General features: G+C 43.6%; 22 protein-coding genes. 5 read left to right on the top strand and 17 right to left on the bottom strand.

The features are described from left to right. Window positions 1-62: 62 nt before the first annotated feature. From E0H87_RS14875 to E0H87_RS14865, 3 genes are all read left to right on the top strand, one after another. Window positions 63-1406 (top strand): hypothetical protein, encoded by a 1344-nt coding sequence (locus E0H87_RS14875; protein WP_131324310.1) that lies wholly within the window; start codon window positions 63-65, stop codon window positions 1404-1406. Next, complete coding sequence (locus E0H87_RS14870) at window positions 1387-1674, top strand: chorismate mutase (protein WP_131324309.1); 288 nt, start codon at window positions 1387-1389, stop codon at window positions 1672-1674. The genes E0H87_RS14875 and E0H87_RS14870 overlap by 20 nt, the downstream gene beginning before the upstream one ends. A gap of 119 nt (window positions 1675-1793) precedes the next feature. Next, a complete protein-coding gene (locus E0H87_RS14865) occupies window positions 1794-2942 on the top strand; it encodes a DUF1624 domain-containing protein (protein ID WP_131324308.1) in 1149 nt (382 codons plus the stop codon). 66 nt (window positions 2943-3008) lie between these two features. Here E0H87_RS14865 and E0H87_RS14860 read toward each other — a convergent pair whose 3' ends face one another. From E0H87_RS14860 to ribF, 4 genes are all read right to left on the bottom strand, one after another. Continuing rightward, window positions 3009-3491 (bottom strand): FKBP-type peptidyl-prolyl cis-trans isomerase, encoded by a 483-nt coding sequence (locus tag E0H87_RS14860; RefSeq protein ID WP_131324307.1) that lies wholly within the window; start codon window positions 3489-3491, stop codon window positions 3009-3011. Further along, entirely contained in the window at window positions 3484-4026 is a 543-nt protein-coding gene (gene lspA / locus E0H87_RS14855; protein ID WP_131324306.1) for a signal peptidase II, read from the bottom strand. The genes E0H87_RS14860 and lspA overlap by 8 nt, the downstream gene beginning before the upstream one ends. Further along, window positions 4019-6865 carry an isoleucine--tRNA ligase gene (ileS, locus tag E0H87_RS14850; protein ID WP_131324305.1) on the bottom strand — a complete coding sequence of 949 codons (2847 nt, stop codon included), beginning with the start codon at window positions 6863-6865 and terminating at the stop codon, window positions 4019-4021. Before ileS ends, lspA begins: the two co-directional genes overlap by 8 nt. A gap of 64 nt (window positions 6866-6929) precedes the next feature. Beyond that, window positions 6930-7931: a riboflavin biosynthesis protein RibF gene (gene ribF, locus E0H87_RS14845; RefSeq protein WP_131324304.1), complete on the bottom strand. Its 1002-nt coding sequence runs from the start codon at window positions 7929-7931 to the stop codon at window positions 6930-6932. Window positions 7932-8140: 209 nt separating this feature from the next. Between ribF and E0H87_RS14840 the strand changes: the two genes are divergently transcribed. Then, window positions 8141-9271: a TDT family transporter gene (locus tag E0H87_RS14840; RefSeq protein WP_131324303.1), complete on the top strand. Its 1131-nt coding sequence runs from the start codon at window positions 8141-8143 to the stop codon at window positions 9269-9271. A gap of 108 nt (window positions 9272-9379) precedes the next feature. Then, on the top strand, window positions 9380-9949 hold the full coding sequence (locus E0H87_RS14835) for a 5'-nucleosidase (protein WP_131324302.1): 570 nt from the start codon (window positions 9380-9382) through the stop codon (window positions 9947-9949). A 53-nt stretch (window positions 9950-10002) separates the two neighbouring features. Here E0H87_RS14835 and E0H87_RS14830 read toward each other — a convergent pair whose 3' ends face one another. The 13 genes from E0H87_RS14830 to ubiG form a co-directional block, all read right to left on the bottom strand. After that, window positions 10003-10626 (bottom strand): TetR/AcrR family transcriptional regulator, encoded by a 624-nt coding sequence (locus E0H87_RS14830; RefSeq protein WP_131324301.1) that lies wholly within the window; start codon window positions 10624-10626, stop codon window positions 10003-10005. 298 nt (window positions 10627-10924) lie between these two features. Beyond that, window positions 10925-11731: an ABC transporter ATP-binding protein gene (locus E0H87_RS14825; protein ID WP_131324300.1), complete on the bottom strand. Its 807-nt coding sequence runs from the start codon at window positions 11729-11731 to the stop codon at window positions 10925-10927. A gap of 10 nt (window positions 11732-11741) precedes the next feature. Then, window positions 11742-12557, bottom strand: coding sequence for an aliphatic sulfonate ABC transporter permease SsuC (ssuC, locus tag E0H87_RS14820; RefSeq protein WP_131324299.1), 816 nt, complete (start codon window positions 12555-12557; stop codon window positions 11742-11744). Beyond that, the gene (ssuD, locus tag E0H87_RS14815; protein WP_131324298.1) at window positions 12557-13732 is read right to left on the bottom strand and encodes an FMNH2-dependent alkanesulfonate monooxygenase; all 1176 of its coding nucleotides are present in this window, start codon (window positions 13730-13732) and stop codon (window positions 12557-12559) included. Before ssuD ends, ssuC begins: the two co-directional genes overlap by 1 nt. A gap of 27 nt (window positions 13733-13759) precedes the next feature. Continuing rightward, complete coding sequence (locus E0H87_RS14810) at window positions 13760-14755, bottom strand: aliphatic sulfonate ABC transporter substrate-binding protein (RefSeq protein ID WP_131324297.1); 996 nt, start codon at window positions 14753-14755, stop codon at window positions 13760-13762. A gap of 17 nt (window positions 14756-14772) precedes the next feature. Next, window positions 14773-15669, bottom strand: a complete 897-nt coding sequence (locus E0H87_RS14805) for a sulfonate ABC transporter substrate-binding protein (RefSeq protein WP_413773131.1) — start codon at window positions 15667-15669, stop codon at window positions 14773-14775. A 509-nt stretch (window positions 15670-16178) separates the two neighbouring features. Then, a complete protein-coding gene (argA, locus tag E0H87_RS14800; protein ID WP_131324295.1) occupies window positions 16179-17531 on the bottom strand; it encodes an amino-acid N-acetyltransferase in 1353 nt (450 codons plus the stop codon). Window positions 17532-17666: 135 nt separating this feature from the next. Further along, window positions 17667-18029: an RcnB family protein gene (locus E0H87_RS14795; protein WP_131324294.1), complete on the bottom strand. Its 363-nt coding sequence runs from the start codon at window positions 18027-18029 to the stop codon at window positions 17667-17669. A gap of 249 nt (window positions 18030-18278) precedes the next feature. Beyond that, window positions 18279-18674 carry an RcnB family protein gene (locus E0H87_RS14790; protein ID WP_131324293.1) on the bottom strand — a complete coding sequence of 132 codons (396 nt, stop codon included), beginning with the start codon at window positions 18672-18674 and terminating at the stop codon, window positions 18279-18281. Between the two features lie 243 nt (window positions 18675-18917). Further along, window positions 18918-19073 carry a hypothetical protein gene (locus E0H87_RS16085; protein WP_165493978.1) on the bottom strand — a complete coding sequence of 52 codons (156 nt, stop codon included), beginning with the start codon at window positions 19071-19073 and terminating at the stop codon, window positions 18918-18920. Between the two features lie 175 nt (window positions 19074-19248). Beyond that, window positions 19249-19995, bottom strand: coding sequence for a YciK family oxidoreductase (locus E0H87_RS14785; RefSeq protein ID WP_131324292.1), 747 nt, complete (start codon window positions 19993-19995; stop codon window positions 19249-19251). A 34-nt stretch (window positions 19996-20029) separates the two neighbouring features. Beyond that, a complete protein-coding gene (locus E0H87_RS14780) occupies window positions 20030-20719 on the bottom strand; it encodes an HAD family hydrolase (protein ID WP_131324291.1) in 690 nt (229 codons plus the stop codon). Then, window positions 20716-21432 (bottom strand): bifunctional 2-polyprenyl-6-hydroxyphenol methylase/3-demethylubiquinol 3-O-methyltransferase UbiG, encoded by a 717-nt coding sequence (gene ubiG, locus E0H87_RS14775; protein WP_131324290.1) that lies wholly within the window; start codon window positions 21430-21432, stop codon window positions 20716-20718. The genes E0H87_RS14780 and ubiG overlap by 4 nt, the downstream gene beginning before the upstream one ends. Window positions 21433-21588: the final 156 nt, after the last annotated feature.

Genomic DNA, 21588 nt, shown 5'->3' with positions numbered 1-21588 from the left:
ATTGGTCATTCTCTGCGGGTTAGAAACAATATCACCCGCTATTTCTACATTAGAGGCAATTCATGTCACTGTTACGCCGTTGGTTCGATCCGATCCGATCGAGATGGTTTTATCAAAAGCCAACTCGTCAAGAGGTATTGCCCACGGAGCATGGGCTCAATATTCATTTACGTTTAGACGATGTTTATAGTTATTTGGCTGTGCAGCAGTTGCCACAATTAGAAGAAATTTTGAGTGATGAACTCAAGCCACTGAAAGTGATTATTTCCAGTCGAATACCTGAGCCACCGAATCATATGTCGGCGCAAGAGTGGCAGCACTATTGTCTGAATGATGCGCAGATCCTTTCTAAACAACACCGATTCAGCTTCCACGAAACCCCTGAACAGCCACCACAAGAAGCCTTAGCACAGGCAGAAACGATTTTAAGAAATACCCCGCTGCAAGGTCAGGACTTTCTGTATTTATTGGAAGATGTGTTTCACATGTTGTGGCAGAAGCAATATGGCAAATTGCGCACTTTATATGCTATGGCGAGTAAACATCATCAGGAACAGCACTTTCCAGAACGAGTATTTAATGATGATGCCATCCTTGCCAGTTATTTTGAATTTTCAGACCGTAAATATCATGCAGTGGATGATCTGCTACGTCTAACCCGTCGTTTAAAACAACAAAAATTACTGACAGGCAATCCGATCTTCCTGATTAATCATATTGAATGGCGAGAGCATTCAATTAGTGATGCAGAAGAACTAAATGAAATTCAAGCACTTGATCCAGAATTAGATTTATATATTGCGTTAGAAGATCCAGTTTCATGGCTGTTATTGGCTTATATTAAAGAGGAATTGGCAGATTATTATAATATTCAGTTAACTGTGTACCCGCTGAGTTATCATGGGCGAGACTGGTTTGACTGGAGCTTGGCAACGCGTTTATCTAAACGGACAGAAGTGGCATTTACTCCATTTTGTCGTCCGACTAAAGAAGCCACTTATGCGATGGCGCAGTTGTATTATCTTGTGCCTGAAGAGCAGCGGATTGCAGCCATGCACCGTATTTTGCAAGCGGTATGGACCCAAGGTAAAGATTTATCCTTTAAGGCGCATTATCAAGAACTGCAACGTGAATTGGGTCTAGAGTTACAAGAAGTAAGGCAGGAGGATATTCAAGCCAAGCTGAAAGAAAATGATGTTCTATGTGAAATGAAGTCACAACCTGATTTCCCTGTACTTGAATTACGTATTGATGGGCAGAGTTATACCTTTAATAGCTTATATCGGGTCTGGATGATTGAAAGTATTTTCAGTAATGTGTTAGAAGAAAAATATAAAATTGAAAACGAAGCGGATCACTCCAGCTTACCACCAGAAGATAAAACCAATGCAGAAAGAGAAATGTGAGTCGCTCGAGCAAGTTCGAGATAAAATTGATGTGATTGATCAGCAGTTGATTGAACTCATTACCAGCCGACAGTTTTATGTGGATCAGGCGGTGCGTTTTAAGCGCACTGAACATGAAGTGCAATCGCCAGAACGGGTCGAGCAGGTGATTGCCAAAGTTCGAAAACAGGCGACACAACAAGGCACTGATCCTGATTTGATTGAACAGATTTATCGGGAAATGATTCAACATTTCATTCGGCGTGAACTCAAAGAAATTCGCCCATAAATTATATTTTTATTTAATTTGTCTTAAAAATTAGGCGTGCTCAATAGTGTGCTTGGGTTTCTTTTGCGCTTAAAATTAAATAATATATGTAACATTATAACATATCTATTTATTTCCTCATGTCTGCACTTTCCCAGCGCCTTCAGGCGATTGATGCACTTCGTGGTCTGGTCATTTTAATTATGATGGTCGACCATGTGCGTGAAACTTTTTATTTACATCATCAAGTTCCCGACCCCATGCACATTGAGGAAACGGAAGCCAGTTTATTCTTCAGCCGAATTTTGGCGCATCTCTGTGCCCCAGTTTTTGTGGTTTTGACGGGATTATCGGCTTATTTATATCAAGCAAAATACAACAGCTTGAGCATGACGCGAGAATTTTTGCTCAAGCGTGGCTTATTTTTAGTCGCTTTAGAATTGTTGGTGATCAATTTTGCTTGGACAGGACAATTTCCACCGCAGGTGATTTATTTGCAAGTGATTTGGGCAATTGGTATCAGCATGATTGCTTTGGCACTGCTGATAGGGTTGCCACAGCGAATTTTGTGGTTGATTGCTGTATTGATTATTTTTGGGCATAACCTATTGGATCAGGTCTCCTTGCCACAAATGCCAATTTTACAGCCGATTTGGTTGATTTTACATGAGCGTGGTTGGATTGAATGGGGGGAATTCCTCAAACTTCGTACATCTTATCCAGTCTTGCCTTGGATTGGGGTGATTTTGCTTGGTTATTGTATAGGGGCAACTGTTTTTCAAGCACAGATGACGCCAGAGCGAAGACGTCGGTATTTATTGGCATTTGGCTGTGGCAGCATTGTCGTATTTCTAATCTTGCGAATGTTAAATGTATATGGTGATAGCACATGGATAGAGATGTCGACACCGCTGCAAACCTTGATGAGTTTTTTAAATCTGACTAAATATCCGCCGTCCTTATTGTTTATTTTATGGAATGTCGGCTTGGGGCTGTTATTGCTTGTGGCGCTGGAAAAAGTGCAACAGCAGACATGGGTGCATCCCTTAATTATTTATGGTTCAGTACCGATGTTCTTTTATATTGTGCATTTATTTGTCTTAAAACTACTGTATGTGGTTGCCGTGGTGCTTTGGGGACAGAATCATGGTGACTATTTTGGCGTAAATCAGGTATCTACCCTTTGGTGGATCGCGATTATCCTGTCCATCGTGCTTTATCCATTGATGCGGTGGTTTTCTAAATTTAAGCATCAAAATAAGCAGATTCCATTATTAAAATATCTATAGTTTTCGGAATGACATAAAAAAAACCCTTCACAGATGAAGGGTTTTTTATGTTGTAAAAGCAGGCTTTTACATGAATTTCACGCCTTGCTGACCCGCAGGGGTCACTTTGAAAATTTCCACTTCAAACGTAATGTTTTTACCTGCCAATGGATGGTTAAAATCCACTTCGGTAATGTCATCACCGACAGTTTTAACCACGCCGTAAAGGCTTTGCTTGGCTTTGTCTTCAAATTCAATCATGTGCCCTTCAATAGGACGCTGTTCAAATTTGACCGTATCAAACTTTTGTACGTTTTCAGCATTCCACGGGCCAAAAGCATCTTCTGGTGGTAGACTGACAGTACGACGGTCACCCGCACGTAAACCAAACAGGGCTTTTTCAAAGCCTGGGAGTAAACTGCCATCACCCATCACCAAGCTGACAGGTTCAGCACGGCTACGGGTATTGTCAATTTCTACGCCATTTTCAATGGCAACGGAAAAATGAAGATCGACTTTTGAACCGTGTTCAATACGGGTTTCTTCATTGGGATTTATAATTTCATTCATGGTGTTGCGTATCCGCACGTTGAATTCGATGTTTTTCTAAGAAAAACGTATCTATAAGCAGCAGAATGGTGCCCAGAGTAATGGCACTGTCGGCAAGGTTAAATGCAGGGAAGTGACTATTGTTGTAATAGACATGGATAAAATCGACCACGTAACCCAAGCTCACGCGATCAATTAAATTTCCTACAGCACCACCTAAAATCAGGGCAATTGCCATGGGTAAAATCGTGATGTGTTTTGGCATGCGCATCAGCCAAAACACGAAAATCACGGAAACCAAAGCTGCAAGTGAGGTAAAGAAATAACGTTGCCAACCGCCTGCATCGGACAAGAAACTAAAGGCTGCGCCATAGTTATGTAACAAAGTCCAATTTAAAAAAGGCAGTACAGGTACCGGATCTGCATAATTCAGGTGCGTAGACGCAATCCATTTAGTCCATTGATCTAGCACAATCGCCAAAATAGATAATCCTACCCACAGCAAATTGTGTGGGTAAAATTGAAACAGGCCCGTTTTCTGTTGGGGATTAGGCATATTTTCTCTCTTCGCCTTGACCAGTAGGGAGGTTAATAATACAACGAGCGCATAGACCTGGATGTTCGTGATGTGTATTCACATCTGGCAGGACATGCCAGCAACGCGCACATTTTTCACCTTCCGCAGCAGACACTTTCACACGTAAACCTTCTAGATCGGCTTCTTGACCTTGAGTCGCATCGAAGGCATTGACCAAGACTTGTGAAGTAATCAGTACGAAGCGAAGCTCATCACCTAAACGATCAAGCACATTCTTGAGCTCCACGTCTGCCCACAGTTCAACTTTGGCAGAGAGATTAGAACCCACCAGTTTTTCGTTACGCGCAACTTCAATATGCTTGTTCACCGCAAACTTCACCGTGATCAAGGTTTGCCAATCGGCTTCAGACAACAAGTTTGCAGTCGATGACACAGGAATGTCGTACCATTCCGCAGTGAACACATATTTCTCAGTTTGTTCTGGAATCAGTGGCCATGCTTCTTGCGCGGTAAAGCTTAAAATCGGTGACATCCAACGTACAAAAGCTTGAACCAAATGATACAGCGCAGTTTGAGCCGAATGGCGTGCTTGTGAATCTGCTTTGGTGGTGTACTGACGGTCTTTGATGATGTCGAGGTAGAACCCACCCAAGTCATTGATACAGAAGTTAGTTAAAGCATTCGCCACGATATGGAAGTTCATATCTTCATAGGCTTGTTGAATGGTTTTCTGTACGTCAGCAGCACGTTGTAAAATGTATTGATCCAATGCAATCAATTGATCTACAGGCAGGGCATCAGTTGATGGTTTGAAACCATTAAGGTTCGCCAACAAGAAACGTAGCGTGTTACGGATACGACGGTAGCCATCTGATGCACGGTTAAAGATTTCTTTACCTGCCGTCATTTCATAACGGTAATCGGCTGATGCAATCCAGAAACGTAAACCATCTGCACCCATATCTTTAATGATGTCTTGTGGGGTGATGATGTTGCCTAAAGATTTTGACATCTTACGGCCTTTTTCATCTACCACGAAGCCGTGAGTCAATAGGCCTTTGTACGGTGCACGTTGATTGATGGCAATCGAGGTGAGCAATGAAGACTGGAACCAACCACGGTGCTGGTCTGAACCTTCAAGGTATAAATCGGCAGGATCGGTGAGTTCTTCACGTTCACGCAGCACGGCATAGTGCGTTGTGCCTGAGTCGAACCAGACGTCTAAAGTATCACGCACACAATTGTACTGTTCCGCTTCATCACCGATAAAGTCTTTCGCTTCACGGTTATACCATGCATCAATGCCTTCTTGCTCGATCAGTTCCGCAACTTCTTCGATCAATTCTGCTGTACGCGGGTGTAACTCGTTGGTGTCTTTATGCACGAAGAATGGAATTGGCACGCCCCAAGTACGCTGACGTGAAATACACCAGTCTGGACGACCTTCGATCATGGCTTGAATACGGTTTTTACCCCAATCCGGCACAAAGCTAATGTCATTTTCAATTGCATTTAAAGCATTTTGACGTAAACCTTGCGCATCCATGCTGATAAACCACTGTGGGGTTGCACGGAAGATAATCGGGGTTTTATGGCGCCAGCAGTGTGGGTAGCTGTGCTTGATTGGCTTATGCGCCCACAACTTGCCTGCTTCGCTTAAAGCGGCAATGATTTGTGGATTGGCTTTATAAATATGTTCGCCTGCAAAAATTGGTGATGTTGGTAAATACACACCATTACCACCGACGGGGTTATCGATGCTCAGGTTGTAGGTTAAGCCTACTTTATAGTCGTCTACACCGTGTGCAGGTGCAGTATGAACCGCGCCTGTACCGCTGTCCGCGGTGACGTGTTCACCTAAAATCACAGGGACTTGGCGATCTGCGATGAGTGGGTGCTGTAAGCTTAAATGCTCAAGTTTATTGCCCGTGAATTCTGCCAAGACTTCCACACTGTTAAAACCATAACGTTCCGTTGCAGATTCAACTAAATTCTTCGCTAAGATAAAGTTTTGCTCTGCTTTTTCTTCACCACGAGCTTTAACCAATTGGTACTCAAGTTCGGCATGTAAAGCTACTGCTTGGTTGGCAGGTAAAGTCCACGGAGTGGTGGTCCAGATGACGATGTCTGTGCGCTCAGCAACTTCTACACCTAAACGTGCAGAAAGATCGGTCAAATCAACGACAGTAAAACCAACATCAATGGCATCTGATTTTTTGTCTTCGTATTCAACTTCAGCTTCAGCCAAAGCAGAACCACAGTCCAAACACCAGTTCACAGGTTTTAAGCCTGGTTCGATATGACCTGCTTTTGCAATTGCGCCAAGAGAACGAACGATGTCTGCTTCTTGTTTGAAGTTCATGGTCAGGTAAGGATTGTCCCAATCCCCAAATACACCCATACGCACAAAGTCTTTTTTCTGTAATTCGACTTGGGTGTAAGCATATTCACGGCAGGCTTTACGGAAGGTTGAAGCATCTACTTTTACGCCCACCTTACCGACTTTCTCTTCCACTTTTAATTCGATTGGAAGACCGTGACAGTCCCAACCGGGCACGTAAGGAGCATCAAAACCATCCATGATACGGCTTTTGATAATGATGTCTTTGAGGACTTTATTCACCGCATGACCTAAATGGATTTGACCATTGGCATACGGAGGGCCGTCATGCAGCACATATTTTTTCTTGCCAATACGCGACGCACGAATCTGCTGATAAATGTTGTCGGCATACCACTCTTCTAACCATTTTGCTTCACGTACTGCAAGATTTGCTTTCATTGCAAATTCAGTACCTGGGAGGTTGAGTGTGGCTTTATAATCCACTGCATTTTCAGGAGTTTGCTTATCGCTCATGCAAGATATCTTCCAATTTTATCAGGGTTTAGGCTGACACGTTTTACATAAAAGTTTTCGGTGTTTAAAAGGGAAAGGTTGGGGTGTTATGGCGAAACTCAAGCAGTTTTTCCACATCATCATCAATTCCCGCTTTCAGTGCTTCCAGCGAAGGGTAGTTCTTTTCACCATGTAAGTAGTTCAAGAAAGTGACCCGCATTAACAAGCCATACAGATTAGCAGAAACATTGGGGAAATGTACTTCTAATCGCCATTCTGGATGCTCTTGTTTGATGGCAGGTCGGGTGCCGACATGCCCCGCACCAAACAAAGCCGTGGCTTGATAACCCAGAACTCCTTTTTGTTCTGGACTCTCTTGCACAACTTTGTTTTGTAAAGAGGTGGTTTCACAAATGACATCGACACCATAAATGCCGTTTAAACAGGGTTTATGGCGGTTGAGGCGCACGTTAATGGTTGGAAAATCGAGGGTTCGGCCAATTTGGTCGCCATATTGCACACGACCTGTGATGCTATAAGGTCGGCCTAATAACTGTGCCGCGAGTGCTAAATTCCCTTCTGCGAGGGTTTGGCGAATACGGGTTGAACTGACGCGTTCACCTTCAAGTGCAATGGTGTGTAAATTATGAACATCAAAACCGTAATTTTTCAGGAATTCACTGTTGCCTTGGCGGTTTTTGCCAAAGTGAAAGTCATCACCCAAGATCAGGCTTTGCGCATTCAGTTGGTCTTTTAAAATACTGGCAAATGCTTCTGCACTTAAGCTGCGGAAGGTATTGTCGAACTTGGCGACGGCAATATAGTCCACGCCCAATTCAGTTAAATATTCGACTTTTTCACGGAGTGAACTGATGCGTGGCGGAGCCTCATAGCCTTGAAAAAACTCTAAAGGCTGTGGCTCAAAAATCATGACTAAAGATTTGAGTTGTTGTTGTGCAGCAACCTGTTTCAGTTGCTGAATCATGGCCTGATGTCCCAAATGGACGCCGTCAAAATTACCAATGGTCACAGCCGTTTGCGGTAATTGAAAGTCTGGCGCTAAAGCATTCAGGCGGAGCAGCTTCATGGGCTAATCAATAAATGAAAAATAATCAGGCTTATATATTGCCATATTCTTGAGCATTCGTCTTGCTGTTGTGTTTTTACCCAGAAAAATTTATTGATTTATTGTATTAATATCAATAAAAATGATTTAAAAAATAAAAAAGAATCAATTTTTCTTATTTAAAATGAGTTGTAATATCAACATAACTTCTTAATTTGGGTTGATGCCACATGAACAAGCCCTTTCATCAATTGCCACAATGGCATGATGTGATCCGTCAGTTTACGCCGAACTGGTTTACCGTCTGTATGGGGACAGGCATTCTGTCCATTGTATTGGCGGAGTTTAGCATTGTGCATCCTGTTTTTTGGCAATTGGGTGCAGGGCTGTGGTTGTTCAATGGACTGCTTTTTATCTTATTTGGCAGCTTGTATGGTTTGCGCTGGTTGCTGTATCCGCAGGAAGCCAAACAGATTTTTACCCATCCCAGTATGAGCTTATTTTTAGGTACGATTCCGATGGCATTGGCGACACTGATTAATGGTGCCTTGAAATATGGGGTGGCGCTGTATGGTACAGCCATAATTGGTATTGCAGAGTGGTTGTGGTATCTCGACGTATTGATGGCCGTGATGGTGGCGTTTGTGGTGCCATTTTGTATGTTCAGTTGTCAGCGCCATCAATTACAACAGATGACCGCAGTTTGGTTACTTCCAATTGTCGCCTGTGAAGTGGCAGCAGCCTCAGGCGCGGTGTTGTTACAGCATTTACCTGCAAGTCCACATGCCGTGGGGATTTTATTTGGTAGCTATATTTTGTGGGGCATTTCAGTTTTTCCTGCCATGCTGATTTTGGGCATTTTATTTTTGCGTTTGGCCTTGCATCAATTGCCAAGTCAGGAATTGGCCATGACAGGCTGGTTGGCGGTTGGACCGATTGGTACAGGAGCATTGGCGTTGTTACTTTTGGGTGAGCAGGCTGCTCGTGTACTACAGGCAACACATTTCATAGGGCTGGGTGAGTTTCTCCATCAGGCAGGGTTTTTGAGCAGTTTGTTGCTGCTTGGTTTTGGGGTGTGGTGGTTAGGAATAGCGATCATGATTACCCTGAAACATGCAGGTTCACATTTGGCCTTTAATTTAGGCTGGTGGGGGATGACTTTCCCCTTAGGCGTATTCAGTTTGGCAACGTTGCAACTTGCACAGCAATTGCAGCTTCACTGGTTGCTGAATATAGGCTATGGCTTGGCAATGTTGTTGATGCTGTTATGGGGAGTGGTCATGAGAAAAACTATGGTTGGGTTTTATGCAGGACGGCTTTTCTTCTCACCCTGTTTAAATCTGTATCTGCAACAAAAATAAAGCTGCACAGCGCGGGCTAAAAACTCATTGAGAGATAGATGACGACAGAATTTGCACACAGGATGGTTTTGATTTTTAATAGCACGGTTCTGATTTTGAGTAGATGCAATGAAATCTTCTTTGGCGCTGATTATGGCTCTACCGAATGAGTCGAAAGGTTTATTTGAGCAAGCACAGATTGATGTACATTACAGTGGCATTGGTAAAGTCAATGCGGCATTTAAAGCCTTTCAAGTGATTCAGGCAACTGGCTGTAAAACCTTATTAAACCTTGGCAGTGCAGGCAGTTCGCATTTTGAGCGCCATGCCTTAGTCGAAGTCACCAGCTTTGTACAACGTGATATGGATGTATCTCCGCTTGGCTTTGAAGTCGGGGTAACACCGATGGATCAGGATCATCCTGCGGCAATTGACTTAGAACCTTATTTTTCCCATTTACCGAAAGGTGTATGTGGCACAGGTGACAGCTTTGAGATTGGTGAGCCGAAAGTTCCGTGTAACTTGGTTGATATGGAAGGCTATGCCATGGCCAAAGTGTGTAAAAAACTGGGTGTGCGTTTAATTTCGGTGAAATATATCACCGATGGGGCAGACGACAGTGCGCATCTGGACTGGGAAGAAAATTTAATGCTTGGGGCGAAAAAGTTATTGTCTTTATATCAGTCTATTACGACTTAATTGGCTCGGCGACCATAGATGGCTATGGTCGTATGCCAAAATCAATACAGGGCTTAGTTGTGTTGCTCACGCGGTAAAATGCCGTATAGCATCATATGTACCGTATGTTGAATCACGCGTTGTTGCATACTGCGGTTGCGTAAGGTTTTACCTGTCACCATTTCCATTTGAGTCGCAAAGTCGGCATAGTTTTGCGTCACCGCCCAGATATTCAAAATGAGCAATTCAGGATCGATCTCTGCGGAAATTTTACCTTGTTCTTGCCACATGCTGATAACTTTAGCTTTGCGCTTGACCAGTTTCTTCAGCGGACCTTTGAGAATTTCTAAGATATGCGGCGCACCTTGGATAATTTCTAAGGCAAATAAACGTGATGCTTTGGGCTGAGTGCGCGACAGTTCAATTTTTTGCATTAAATAATTGGTAATTGCTTCCGTCGGTTCAAGCTCAGATTCGAGCATTTGCAGTGGCGCTAACCATTTTTGTAAAACGGTCGTCAGCACTTCAACATAAAGTGCTTCTTTATTTTCATAGTAGTAAAAAATGTTCGACTTATGCATTTCTGCTAGTTGAGCAATTTCATCTAAACTAGCCCCGTTAAATCCATATAAGGAAAAAACATCAAGTGCGGCATTCAGCAATTGATGGCGCTTTTGAGTACTCTTTTTTTGTTCCATTCGTAGCTTTAAAAAATTCAGGGAAGCTCAAATTGTACGGCAAATCGTCAGATTTGTGCATCAACAAATCAGGTAATTTGATGAAATCCTATATTTTACAGATAAAAAAACAGTGCGCCGTTTCACATTCATTCCGTTAAATAAATCAAAAGGATAACTAAAGACCAAAATGCATCAATTTGGATCATTTTTTATTTCAAATATTACAGTTTGATGACAGTTGTGCACAGGTGCTTGATCCAATCAATTTTAAGTTTTTGCCCCAATCTTGGCTTTCAGCTTGGAGCAAAAAAATTATTTAAGTGGCAAGAACGGCATTCAAGACTTGCTGTTCCAGTTCAGCGAAATGCAGATTTTTTTCACGTGGGCGTGGTAAGTCAACTTGGAATTGACGGGCAATATGGCCTTTGTCGAGTAGAATAATGCGGTCTGCCAGTTGTACGGCTTCACTCACATCGTGGGTCACTAAAACGGCAGTAAAACCTTGTTCTCGCCATAGCTTTTCAATCAGATTCTGCATTTCCAATCGAGTTAAGGCATCAAGTGCACCCAGTGGTTCATCTAATAACAACACGCGGGGTTGATGAGACAGCGCGCGTGCGAGTGCGGTACGTTGGCGCTGTCCGCCTGAAAGTTGCGCAGGCCAGAGTAAGGCTTTTTCTTTTAAACCGACTTTTTCCAATAATGCCGTGGCATGTGCATGTGCGGTTTTGTTAAGTCCAAGCTGTACATTCTGTTCAATACTGCGCCACGGCAGCAGGCGTGGGTCCTGAAACATGACCCGAATATCGTCACTGGTAATACCTTCACGTAAATGGCGTGCCGATTTAAATTTAATTTCGCCGTAACTCGGTTGTTCTAAGTCCGCAATCAGTCTTAATAAGGTACTTTTGCCACAACCGCTACGCCCAACAATGGCAAGAAATTCACCAGGTTGAATATGGAGATCTAAATCTTCGAGAACTTTGACATCACCATAAAATTTATGCAGTTGTTCAATCAGAATTTCCGCCCCAAGTACGGCATTGGACTGTAGATCTGAGTGTGGTATTTTCGGGTGTTGAATCTGTTCAGCAACATGCTGGCCTATACTGAGATCTGTCATCTTCGGCTCCTTATTTTTGATAGCCTGGGTGCCAGCGCAGTAAGTATTTTTCTAAACTGACTGCCAGCACATCTGCCAGTTTACCTAATAGGGCGTAGAGTAATATGCCGACCAGAACCACATCGGTCTGTAAAAATTCACGTGCATTCATGGTCATATAACCAATGCCTGCTTGGGCAGAAATGGTTTCTGCAACAATGAGTAAGACCCAAACCAAGCCAAGAGCAAAGCGTAAGCCAACTAAAATGGAGGGCATTGCCCCAGGTAAAATAATATTTTTATACAGTTCCCATCGGCTGAGACCGTAGCTTTTGCCCATTTCAATCAGTTGGGGATCAACCGAACGAATGCCGTGGTAGGTGTTGATATAAATCGGGAAAAATACCCCAACTGCCACTAAAAACAGTTTTGCAGTTTCATCAATGCCAAACCAGAGAATCACCAATGGAATCAAGGCGAGGGCAGGGATATTGCGGATCATTTGCAAGGTGGTATCGAGTAGGGTTGAGGCTGTTTTGGAAGAGCCGTTGAGTAAGCCCAGCAATAAACCTAAACCACCACCAACAGCCAGTCCCAATAAGGCACGTCCTGCGCTGACTTTGACATGATGCCAAAGTTCACCACTGATCAGTAAATGCCAGAATGCACTGACCACTGCTGTAGGTGCAGGTAAAATGCGACTCTGTAGCAAACCTGTACTGGAGGCAATTTGCCAGATCAGAATCAGTAAAAAAGGGAACAACCAAGGCAGCAAGCGCTGCCCAAAGTTTGTTCCACGTGAAACTTTCTGTTTTGTGAAAGTTTCAGCCGCAGTTATTTTGGACATTAGGCAGGCTCCTTAATTGGACGTGAAACCGTGGTCTGATTCGGCACATAATTGTTGGCGACAATTTCTCCAAAAGGTCCAGTTAGATTGGGTTGCGACAATTTTTTGCGCGTTTCAAGTGGCAAGAGTGGAAAAACCAATTCAGCAAAGCGAATCGATTCTTCCAAGTGCGGATAGCCAGAAAAAATAAAGGTGCTGATACCCAAATCGGCATATTCCTGAATTCGATCTGCCACAGTTTGCGGGTCACCTACCAAAGCTGTACCCGCTCCACCACGTACCAGTCCAACCCCTGCCCATAAGTTTGGTGACACTTCAAGTTTGCTACGATCACCATTATGCAGTTCAGCCATACGACGCTGTCCTACAGAGTCCATTTGCTTAAACTTTTGTTGTGCCGCAGCAATGGTCGCATCGTCGACATACTGAATCAGCTCATTGGCTGCTTGCCATGCTTCTTCGTTGGTTTCACGCACAATGACGTGCAGACGAATACCGTAATTAAGCTGACGTCCTTTTGCAGCGGCTTTAGCGCGGACATTTTCAATTTTTTCTTTGACTGCTGCGGGTGGTTCACCCCACGTTAAATAGGTATCGACCTGTTCGGTTGCCAGTTCAATCGCTGCTTCTGAAGAACCACCAAACCATAAAGGCGGGTAGGGCTGTTGCACAGGTGGATAGAGTAGTTTGGCATCATCAACTTTTAAGTGTTCTCCATGAAAACTGAAAGATTCGCCAGTGTGTGAGCGGGTCAGAATTTCACGCCAGATTTTGGTGTATTCGCTGGCAGTTTCATAACGAGTGGCATGGTCTTCATAAATGCCATCACCTTTAAGCTCTTGTTCGTCACCACCCGTCACCAGATTTAACAAGACACGTCCATTGGATAAACGGTCAAATGTGGCAGCCATACGCGCAGCTAATGCAGGAGTAGTCACCCCTGGGCGTAGTGCCACGAGAAACTTCAGATTCTTGGTTGCATCAATCAAACTGGCGGCAGTAATCCATGGATCTTCACATGAACGTCCTGTTGGGATCAGCACACCTTCATAGCCTAAATTGTCCACTGCAACTGCAATTTGCTTCATATAAGCATGATCGACTTGGCGTGCGCCTTTGCTGGTTCCTAAATAACGACTGTCACCATGGGTGGGAATAAACCAGAAAATTTTCATTATCAATATCCTTACAATTTCTACAGATTAGTGGGTTTTAGGTGCTGCCCAAACGGTGGTTTGAACTTGAATGTTTTTCGGAATCAATTGAACCTGTTGGAACAGATCTGCGATTTGTTGCTGCGCTTGCACCACTTCAGGGGTTAAGGTCTGAATCGGCGATGGTTTCAGGCGCTTATCAATCACGCGTTGCGCAATTGAAGTCTGTAAACCTGTACTTTGGGTATAGACGGTTAAGGCTTGCGGCTGATTTTTTAATACCCATTGATCCGCCTGATTCAAGCCATGTAAGAACTGTGCAGTGGCTTGAGGATGTGCTGCGATGAATTTTGGGTTCCCAATATAGAAGGAGTAGGTTTTTGGGAAGGCAGTTCCATCAATCAGCACTTTGGCATGTGCATCTTGCTCGGCCGCACTGAGGTAGGGTTCCCAAATGGCCCAAGCATCCACCGATTGTTTGTCAAAGGCGGCGCGTGCGTCGGCAGGGGGTAACCAAATCGGTTGAATGTCCTGCCAACTTAAGCCCGCTTGTTGCAAAATTTTGGCGAGTAACTCATGCGCACTTGAACCTTTCTGTACCGCAATGCGTTTGCCTTTTAGCTCTTGAATGGACTGAATGCCACTGCTTTTGGGAATCAGTAATGCCTGAGAGTTGGCAGGCACTAGCTCATAACCGACATAACTTAAGTCTTTACCTGCTGCTTGAGCAAAAATAGGGGGCGTATTGCCGACAGCACCAAAATCAACAGCACCTACTGCTAGAGCTTCAAGCATTTGTGGACCCGCAGGGAATTCTTTCCATTCAATTTTGGCGTGAGGAAATTCCTGTTCAAACAACTTTTGCTGACGCGCCACCAACAAATTTAGGGAAGATTTTTGGTAACCAATAGAGAGCGTATCGACTGATTCAGCTTTATTTTGAGTGACCGCTTGGGTCTGACTTGATTCAGATTTTTGGCAAGCACTCAGCGCAAGGCTCAGTGCAGTAATGCCAACGAAAGTTATTGTTTTAAGCGAGTTCATTTTGCTGTTCCTCATTATTATGGTGCCGTTTTTAACAGCGCAGTTTGAATGTCAATTTTGTTGGGAATCAGCTTTTGTTGATAAAAAGCGTCTGCGACAAATTGCTGTTGTTTTGCCACTTGTTCAGAAATGGGTTGAACGCCAAATCCCATGCGAGAAATTGAACGGTTTAAGACTTCGACGGGCAAGCCTGTCGGTTGTTGTAGCAACTGAGCAGCCTGTTGTTGATGCTGTGAGACCCAAGTGGTGGTCTGATTTAATTCATTCACCACCGTTTTTAAAAGCTCAGGATGTTGTTGTGCAAATTTGCGATCTGCCAAATAAAACTGATGGTTGTTGACTAGATTTTTACCCGTTGCGAGTACACGTGCCCCAAGCTGTTGCTCTGCTGCGGCAAAGAACGGGTCCCAAATAACCCATGCATCGACTGCACCGCGTTCAAAAGCGGCACGAGCATCCGCAGGTGGAAGGTATACCACGTCAATATCGGAGAGTTTGAGCTGATTGGCTTCAAGCACTTTTAACAGTAAATAATGTACGTTGGAGCCTTTGTTCAGCACCACGCGTTTACCTTTCAAATCTTGAATGGTTTTCAGGTTCGAGGTTTTCGGCACAATCAGGGCTTCAGCTTGTGGTGCGGGTGGCTGATTGGCGAGGTAAACTAAATTTGAGTTGGCTGCTTGGGCAAAAATAGGTGGTGCTTCACCAGCTTCACCCAACGCTACACTGCCCACATTTAGCCCTTCCAGTAATTGTGGACCAGCAGGAAACTCGACCCATTTCACCTGCACGCCTTGTGCTGCCAAAGCTTGCTCTAAAGTGCCACGTGCTTTCACAATCGGTAAGATGCCGTACTTTTGAAAACCAATATTTAAAGTAGTCGTTTCCACTTTTTGGGGTGTACAGCCCGCCATGAGTATGCTGCCAGCCACAACAGTCAAAAGAATCCAAGGACGTGTTGAAGTAAAAGAAGGCTTGCTCATGTTCGACGTGCTCCGTTGTAATTTAAGTTGCGATAAGCTTGAGCAGATAAGCTATAGCGCTTTCTTTTGCGGAAAAAATAAAAAAATAGGGATTGGTCATGAAAAAAAAAGATAAATAAAAAAATGCAAAACTTAGCGTTAAAGTTGATTTATAGGAAAAATAGAATATCAATTTGTATTTATTTAATTTATTGAAAATATTAGATTTATTTTGTAATTAACCGATCAGTATAAGTTTATGCTGTAGCGGAATATAGCTTTTAGCCTGAATTAGCACGCAGGACGATATAGATTGCATAAATGCTGCTAAGGTGATGGCACATGCACGGCTAAATTTGAAGGTAAAAAGACCTATCTCAGATGAACTTTACCTCGCCTTTTCTGAGCTAGGTAAAGTCATTGTGATTCAGGTGAAATGTTCTTGAAATGGGTAAAGCGACTTAAATCCGCTTTTTAAACACCAAAGAATTGCGCTGATAGTTATACAATGCCTGACGTGCATTGGGTAAATCATCGACATTGGCGGTTTCAAAGCCATGCTCTAAGAACCAATGCGCGGTACGCGTGGTCAGGACGAACAACTGTTGTATGCCCATACTGCGGGCTTTGCCTTCCAAATAGTGCAGAATTTGGCTGCCGCGATTGGATTTTCGGTAGCTCGGATGCACGGCTACGCAGGCAATTTCAGCACAACGTAATTCATGTTCTTGAGCAGGGATGGGATACAGGGCTGCACAGGCCAGAATCATGCCGTCGCGTTCAATCACTGCAAACTGTTCGATTTCCGTTTCCAGTCGTTCTCGTGAACGGTAGACCAGAATCCCTTCTTCTTCGAGTGGTCGCAGCAAATTGATCAGCCCACCGACATCTTGAATATTCGCCATGCGCACATCTTCATAATGTGCATCTGTGACCAGAGTGCCCGAACCATCGCGAGTAAACAGTTCTTCGAGCAAAGCCCCATCATAGGTATAAGAAATCAGATGCACACGATGCACACCTTTGAGTGAGGCATTTTGTGCACTGCGGAGTTGCTGCGCCAGCTCAGGATTATGGTTTTGAGATTGTGAAATGTATTGATCTAGACCTTGCGGGGTAATTTCGCGTTGTAACTGGCCTCGGGCATTGAGCAGACCATGCTGTTTGCCAAGAAAAATCAATTTATCTGCTTTGAGGCTAATGGCGGTTTTGGTCGCCACTTCTTCGGCAGGTAAGTTAAAGACTTCGCCTGTGGTGGAATATCCCACTGGGCCGAGCATCACAATATTGTGTTGTTGCAGATGTTTTTGAATGGCATCGGTATCGACACTGCGAACTTCACCAGTCAGTTGAAAATCAATGCCATCGCGGATGCCATACGGTTTAGCAGTAATAAAATTACCTGAAACGACATCAATGCGCGCGCCATACATGGGTGAATTGGCCAAACCCATAGACAACAACGCTTCAATTTGTAGGCGAACTGAACCTACGGCATTCATCACACAGCCCAGAGATTCTCGGGTGGTGATGCGGCGGTGTTGATGAAATGGGGTACTTAACCCACTGCTTTTTAGATTCTGATTAATTTGCTGACGCGCGCCGTGTACCAGAATCAGCCGAATGCCCAATGAATTGAGCAAGGCAATATCGTGAATAATATGTTGGAAGTTTTCATGCTGAACCGCTTCACCATCAAACATAATCACGAAAGTCTTGTTACGGTGTGCATTGATGTAGGGTGCAGAATGTCGAAACCAGTGCACATATTGTAAGGTTGTGCTTTGTGAAACATCGTTCGAATTCGTTGGCATGCCTATCTCAAAAAAACTGATCAATAGTAGATTCTAATCAAAAAAATGACAGGCGAACAATCTTAGATAAAAAAACACCTTAACTTTGGTTAAGGTGTCGACGGGGGAAGGGATTTATATCGAGGATTGTAAGCATTAGCTCAAAATACGAATAATGCGGTTGTTGCGTTCGTTCACTAGCACGTAATCGCCATTAATTTTGTACCACTGTTGATAACGGGCAGGTTTGTGCAAGCGTTTGGCATCACGATAATCCACGGCATAACGTGAAGAATCATAACCACGAGGTAACGTTTGACCTACACGCCAATCGCGGCTTGGGTTAATACGTTGATAGCGCTGATCGTTCCAACGGCCATCTTCTTTGTGCCAATCATGATCATGTTGTTCTGCGTAGTGGCGCTCATCGTAACGATGTTCATAACTTGGCGCAGCAATCGCTGATACAGCAATTGTGCTGCCTAAAGTAAAAACGAGAGCAGAAACTAATTTTTTCATGTTGAACCTCAATGTATCTTTATGTCTTTCGATAGACTTAAGGTAACCAACAACAGCAGAGAAAAAATGAGAGCACTATTGTGCAAATGTGAATTTTATGAAGAAAAAACGAAGATTGTAAACAGCATCTAAGCGTTGAGGCACAAGCCTTTCAGCACAGTGAATCAAAGCGTTTTAAAAATACAGCGATAGAAAAGCCAGTCTAACGAGGTGTAAGACTGGCGAAAATACAACAGTTAAGTTGAGTATTTAGTCATTCACGATACGTAAAATATCATTACTGCCCGAATCGATTAAAATATAGTCATTGTTGATTTTGTACCATTGTTGATTACGTGCGGGCTTAGGGAGACTATGGTCTTTATAATCAACTTTATAGCCGTTACCACGATAATGTTGTGGCATGACATAACCAGTTTGCCATTGATGCTGCTGTAGACGTTTTACCCCACGTTCTTCACGCATGCGGCGTTTATCTTGCATGCGTTCATCATCTTGATCAAAATCACGAAAGTCGCGCCCTTTACCTTGATTGCCGCGTGGCTGGTCATCGCCACGATGATCAAAGTGGGGAGCTGCAGAACTCAGGCTGCTTGCCATCAATGCACTGAAAGAAATGGTCAATATCGCCATCGTCTTTTTCATGTTGACCCCTCGTTATAGATGTATTCATTTCACAGTTCTTAATGTACGAAAAAAATGCAGAGAAACTGTGAAGGAATTGGATTAATTCTTTAAAAAAATAGATAAATTAAGAATATTATCCATGAAATCATCCATTTTGGAAATCTTTCTGCACGGGCAATTTTTTCAGCTTATTCGATATACGGGGCAACAACAGCACAAATTTTCAGTGACAGGTATCTTTATACTGAATCAGTGAATGCTCTAGTTCCACTGTTCAGCCCAGTGTTGTAAATAGTCGACCGCTTGAATGACACTCGGTGCTTGTTGCGCATCATCCAAAGCGTGTATCAGTGTTTCAGGCAGTTGCAGGGATTGGATTGAACGGATCAATGCGACTTTGTGTTGTAAATCGGTCATGAAAATTGCCTCCTAAATCTGTAGTTGAGCATGTCGATAGAGTTTAGGAGAGATGTTTTAATTTATAAAATCGAATATATTTGTTAAATTAATAAAATAAAACGATTAATGAGTTGTAAAAAAATCCTTTGTTTTTAACAAAGGATTTTTAGCTCGGGCTTAAACGGCCAAGAGATTAATCTTGAGCATCAATGCTTTGTCCACTAAGATGCAGACTGTCATCACCCATCAAGTATAAGTAAGCTGGCATAATCGATTCTGGCGTTGCTAAGGTTTTTGGATCTTCATCTGGATAGGCTTTGGCACGCATTGCCGTACGTGTTGCCCCTGGATTAATACAATTAAAGCGGACATTGGGATGTTGATTTTCTTTGGCAAACAGTTGGCTCACCGCTTCAATCGCAACTTTAGAAACTGAGTAAGCCCCCCATTTTTCCCGAACCTGACGTCCAACTCCAGAACTGGCAAACACGACGGAGGCATGCTCAGATTTTTGCAGTAGAGGTAACAGTTCCTGCGTCAAAAGGAAGGGCGCACGCAGATTGACGGCCATGACATCATCCCAAACATCAATCGGATAATGCTCAAGCTCGGTACGTTCACCTAAAATGCCAGCATTATGCAAAATGCCATCCAAACGACCAAACTGTTTTTCTAAAGTGTCGTACAACAATTCATAATCGCGCGGTGAAGCACTGGATAATTGCAGCGGCAAAATTGCAGGTTGTGGCGCACCCAAACTTTCAATTTCATCATAAATGACTTCCAGTTTGTTTAAGGTACGACCATGCAAGACCACGGTTGCACCATGTAAGGCGTAGCTGAGTGCCGCAGCACGACCAATGCCATCACCAGCCCCAGTAATTAAAATGATGCGATCTTTAAGTAGATCAGGGCGAGGCTGATATTCAGAATATTTCATGGCCACCTCCTTCTTATTTTTTACTTCATCAAGTTTATGTATTTATAGTACGGTTGAACGTGAGTTTTTGTTGAATCACGTGTTGTAATTCGGTCACTGTGTTCACAATACAATTGGCTTGCCATGCGGTTAAGTCATCGCTGTAGGCCAACGGTAAGTAACCATAGGCTGCCAAGATGGTGTACATCTGGGCGTTGCGACCTGCATCAATATCACGCGGATGATCACCCACATAAATACATTGTTCTGCGGGCAGTTGCAATTGCTGTGCGGCAAGATACATCGGTTCAGGATCAGGCTTGGTTTTACTGACATCTTCAGGGCAAACCAAAACAGCGCAGCGTTCAGTTAGATTGAGGGCAGCCAATAAAGACTCACTGAGCCCGCGGGGTTTGTTGGTCACAATGCCCCATGGAATATTCTGCTGTTCCAATTGTTCCAAAAGCGGATACATCCCCGTAAATAGGTCGGTATCTACTGCAATCTCAGCGCCGTACAAGTCTAGAAAGCGTTGACGGTGCGCCAGAAAAATAGGGTCATCGACTTCAAGTTCTGGATAGACCAGTTTGACCATGGCGCGTGCACCTTCAGACACTTGGGTACGAATGAGCGCTGCATCAACCACTTCACGACCTGCATCACGACACATGCCTTGAATAATGCGAATAAAGTCCGCAGCGGTATCAATTAAAGTACCATCTAAATCGAACAGAACGGCTTTCATTCTGCACCTGCTTTTACAGTGTAGACCATGTAGTTCACATCGACATTTGGTGCCAACCAGTAACGTTTCGTCAGCGGATTATAATGTAATCCTGTCATGTCTTTCAGGTTTAAGCCAGCTTGACGGATATCATGCGCCAATTCAGATGGCTTAATAAATTTATGATAATCATGGGTGCCTTTGGCCAACATTCTTAAAATATATTCTGCCCCGATAATGGCAAATAAATAGGCTTTCGGATTGCGGTTAATGGTCGAGAAAAACACCTGTCCACCTGGTTTGACCAGTGTTTGGCAGGCTTGAATAATGGAAGCAGGGTCTGGCACGTGTTCCAGCATTTCCATACAGGTCACTACATCGTATTGACCTGCTTGTTCTTTGGCTAATTCTTCCACTGGAATTTGGCGATATTCGATATTTTGTACGCCTTCTTGTTCGGCATGAATCCGCGCAACATTCAATGGTGCCACGCCCATATCAATGCCCAGCACTTGTGCCCCGCGACGTGCCATGCTTTCTGCCAAGATGCCGCCGCCACAGCCCACATCAAGGACTTTTTTTCCGGCAAGGCCATTGGCACGTTCATCAATCCAGTTGAGGCGCAGCGGGTTAATTTGATGCAGTGGTCGGAATTCAGAATGCTGATCCCACCATATAGCAGCGAAGGCTTCAAATTTGGCAATTTCTTGCGGATCAACATTTAATTGCGACATCTGCGCCACCTCAATCAAGTTGTTTTGGTATAAAGATCAATACGGCTAGTGTAGCGTTAATTCTAAAAAAAGCGATAAAAGCAGTAAAAAAGTTCACAGAAGGAAAACGAAATCGACTAAATTGTTTTATAGTTTTCGCATAAGCTCATCATAATG

The sequence above is a fragment of the Acinetobacter sp. ANC 4178 genome (genome assembly GCF_004331175.1).
GTDB lineage: Bacteria > Pseudomonadota > Gammaproteobacteria > Pseudomonadales > Moraxellaceae > Acinetobacter.
The sequence above is the reverse complement of the archived record's forward strand: the minus strand, read 5'-3'. Positions and strand labels throughout refer to the sequence as shown.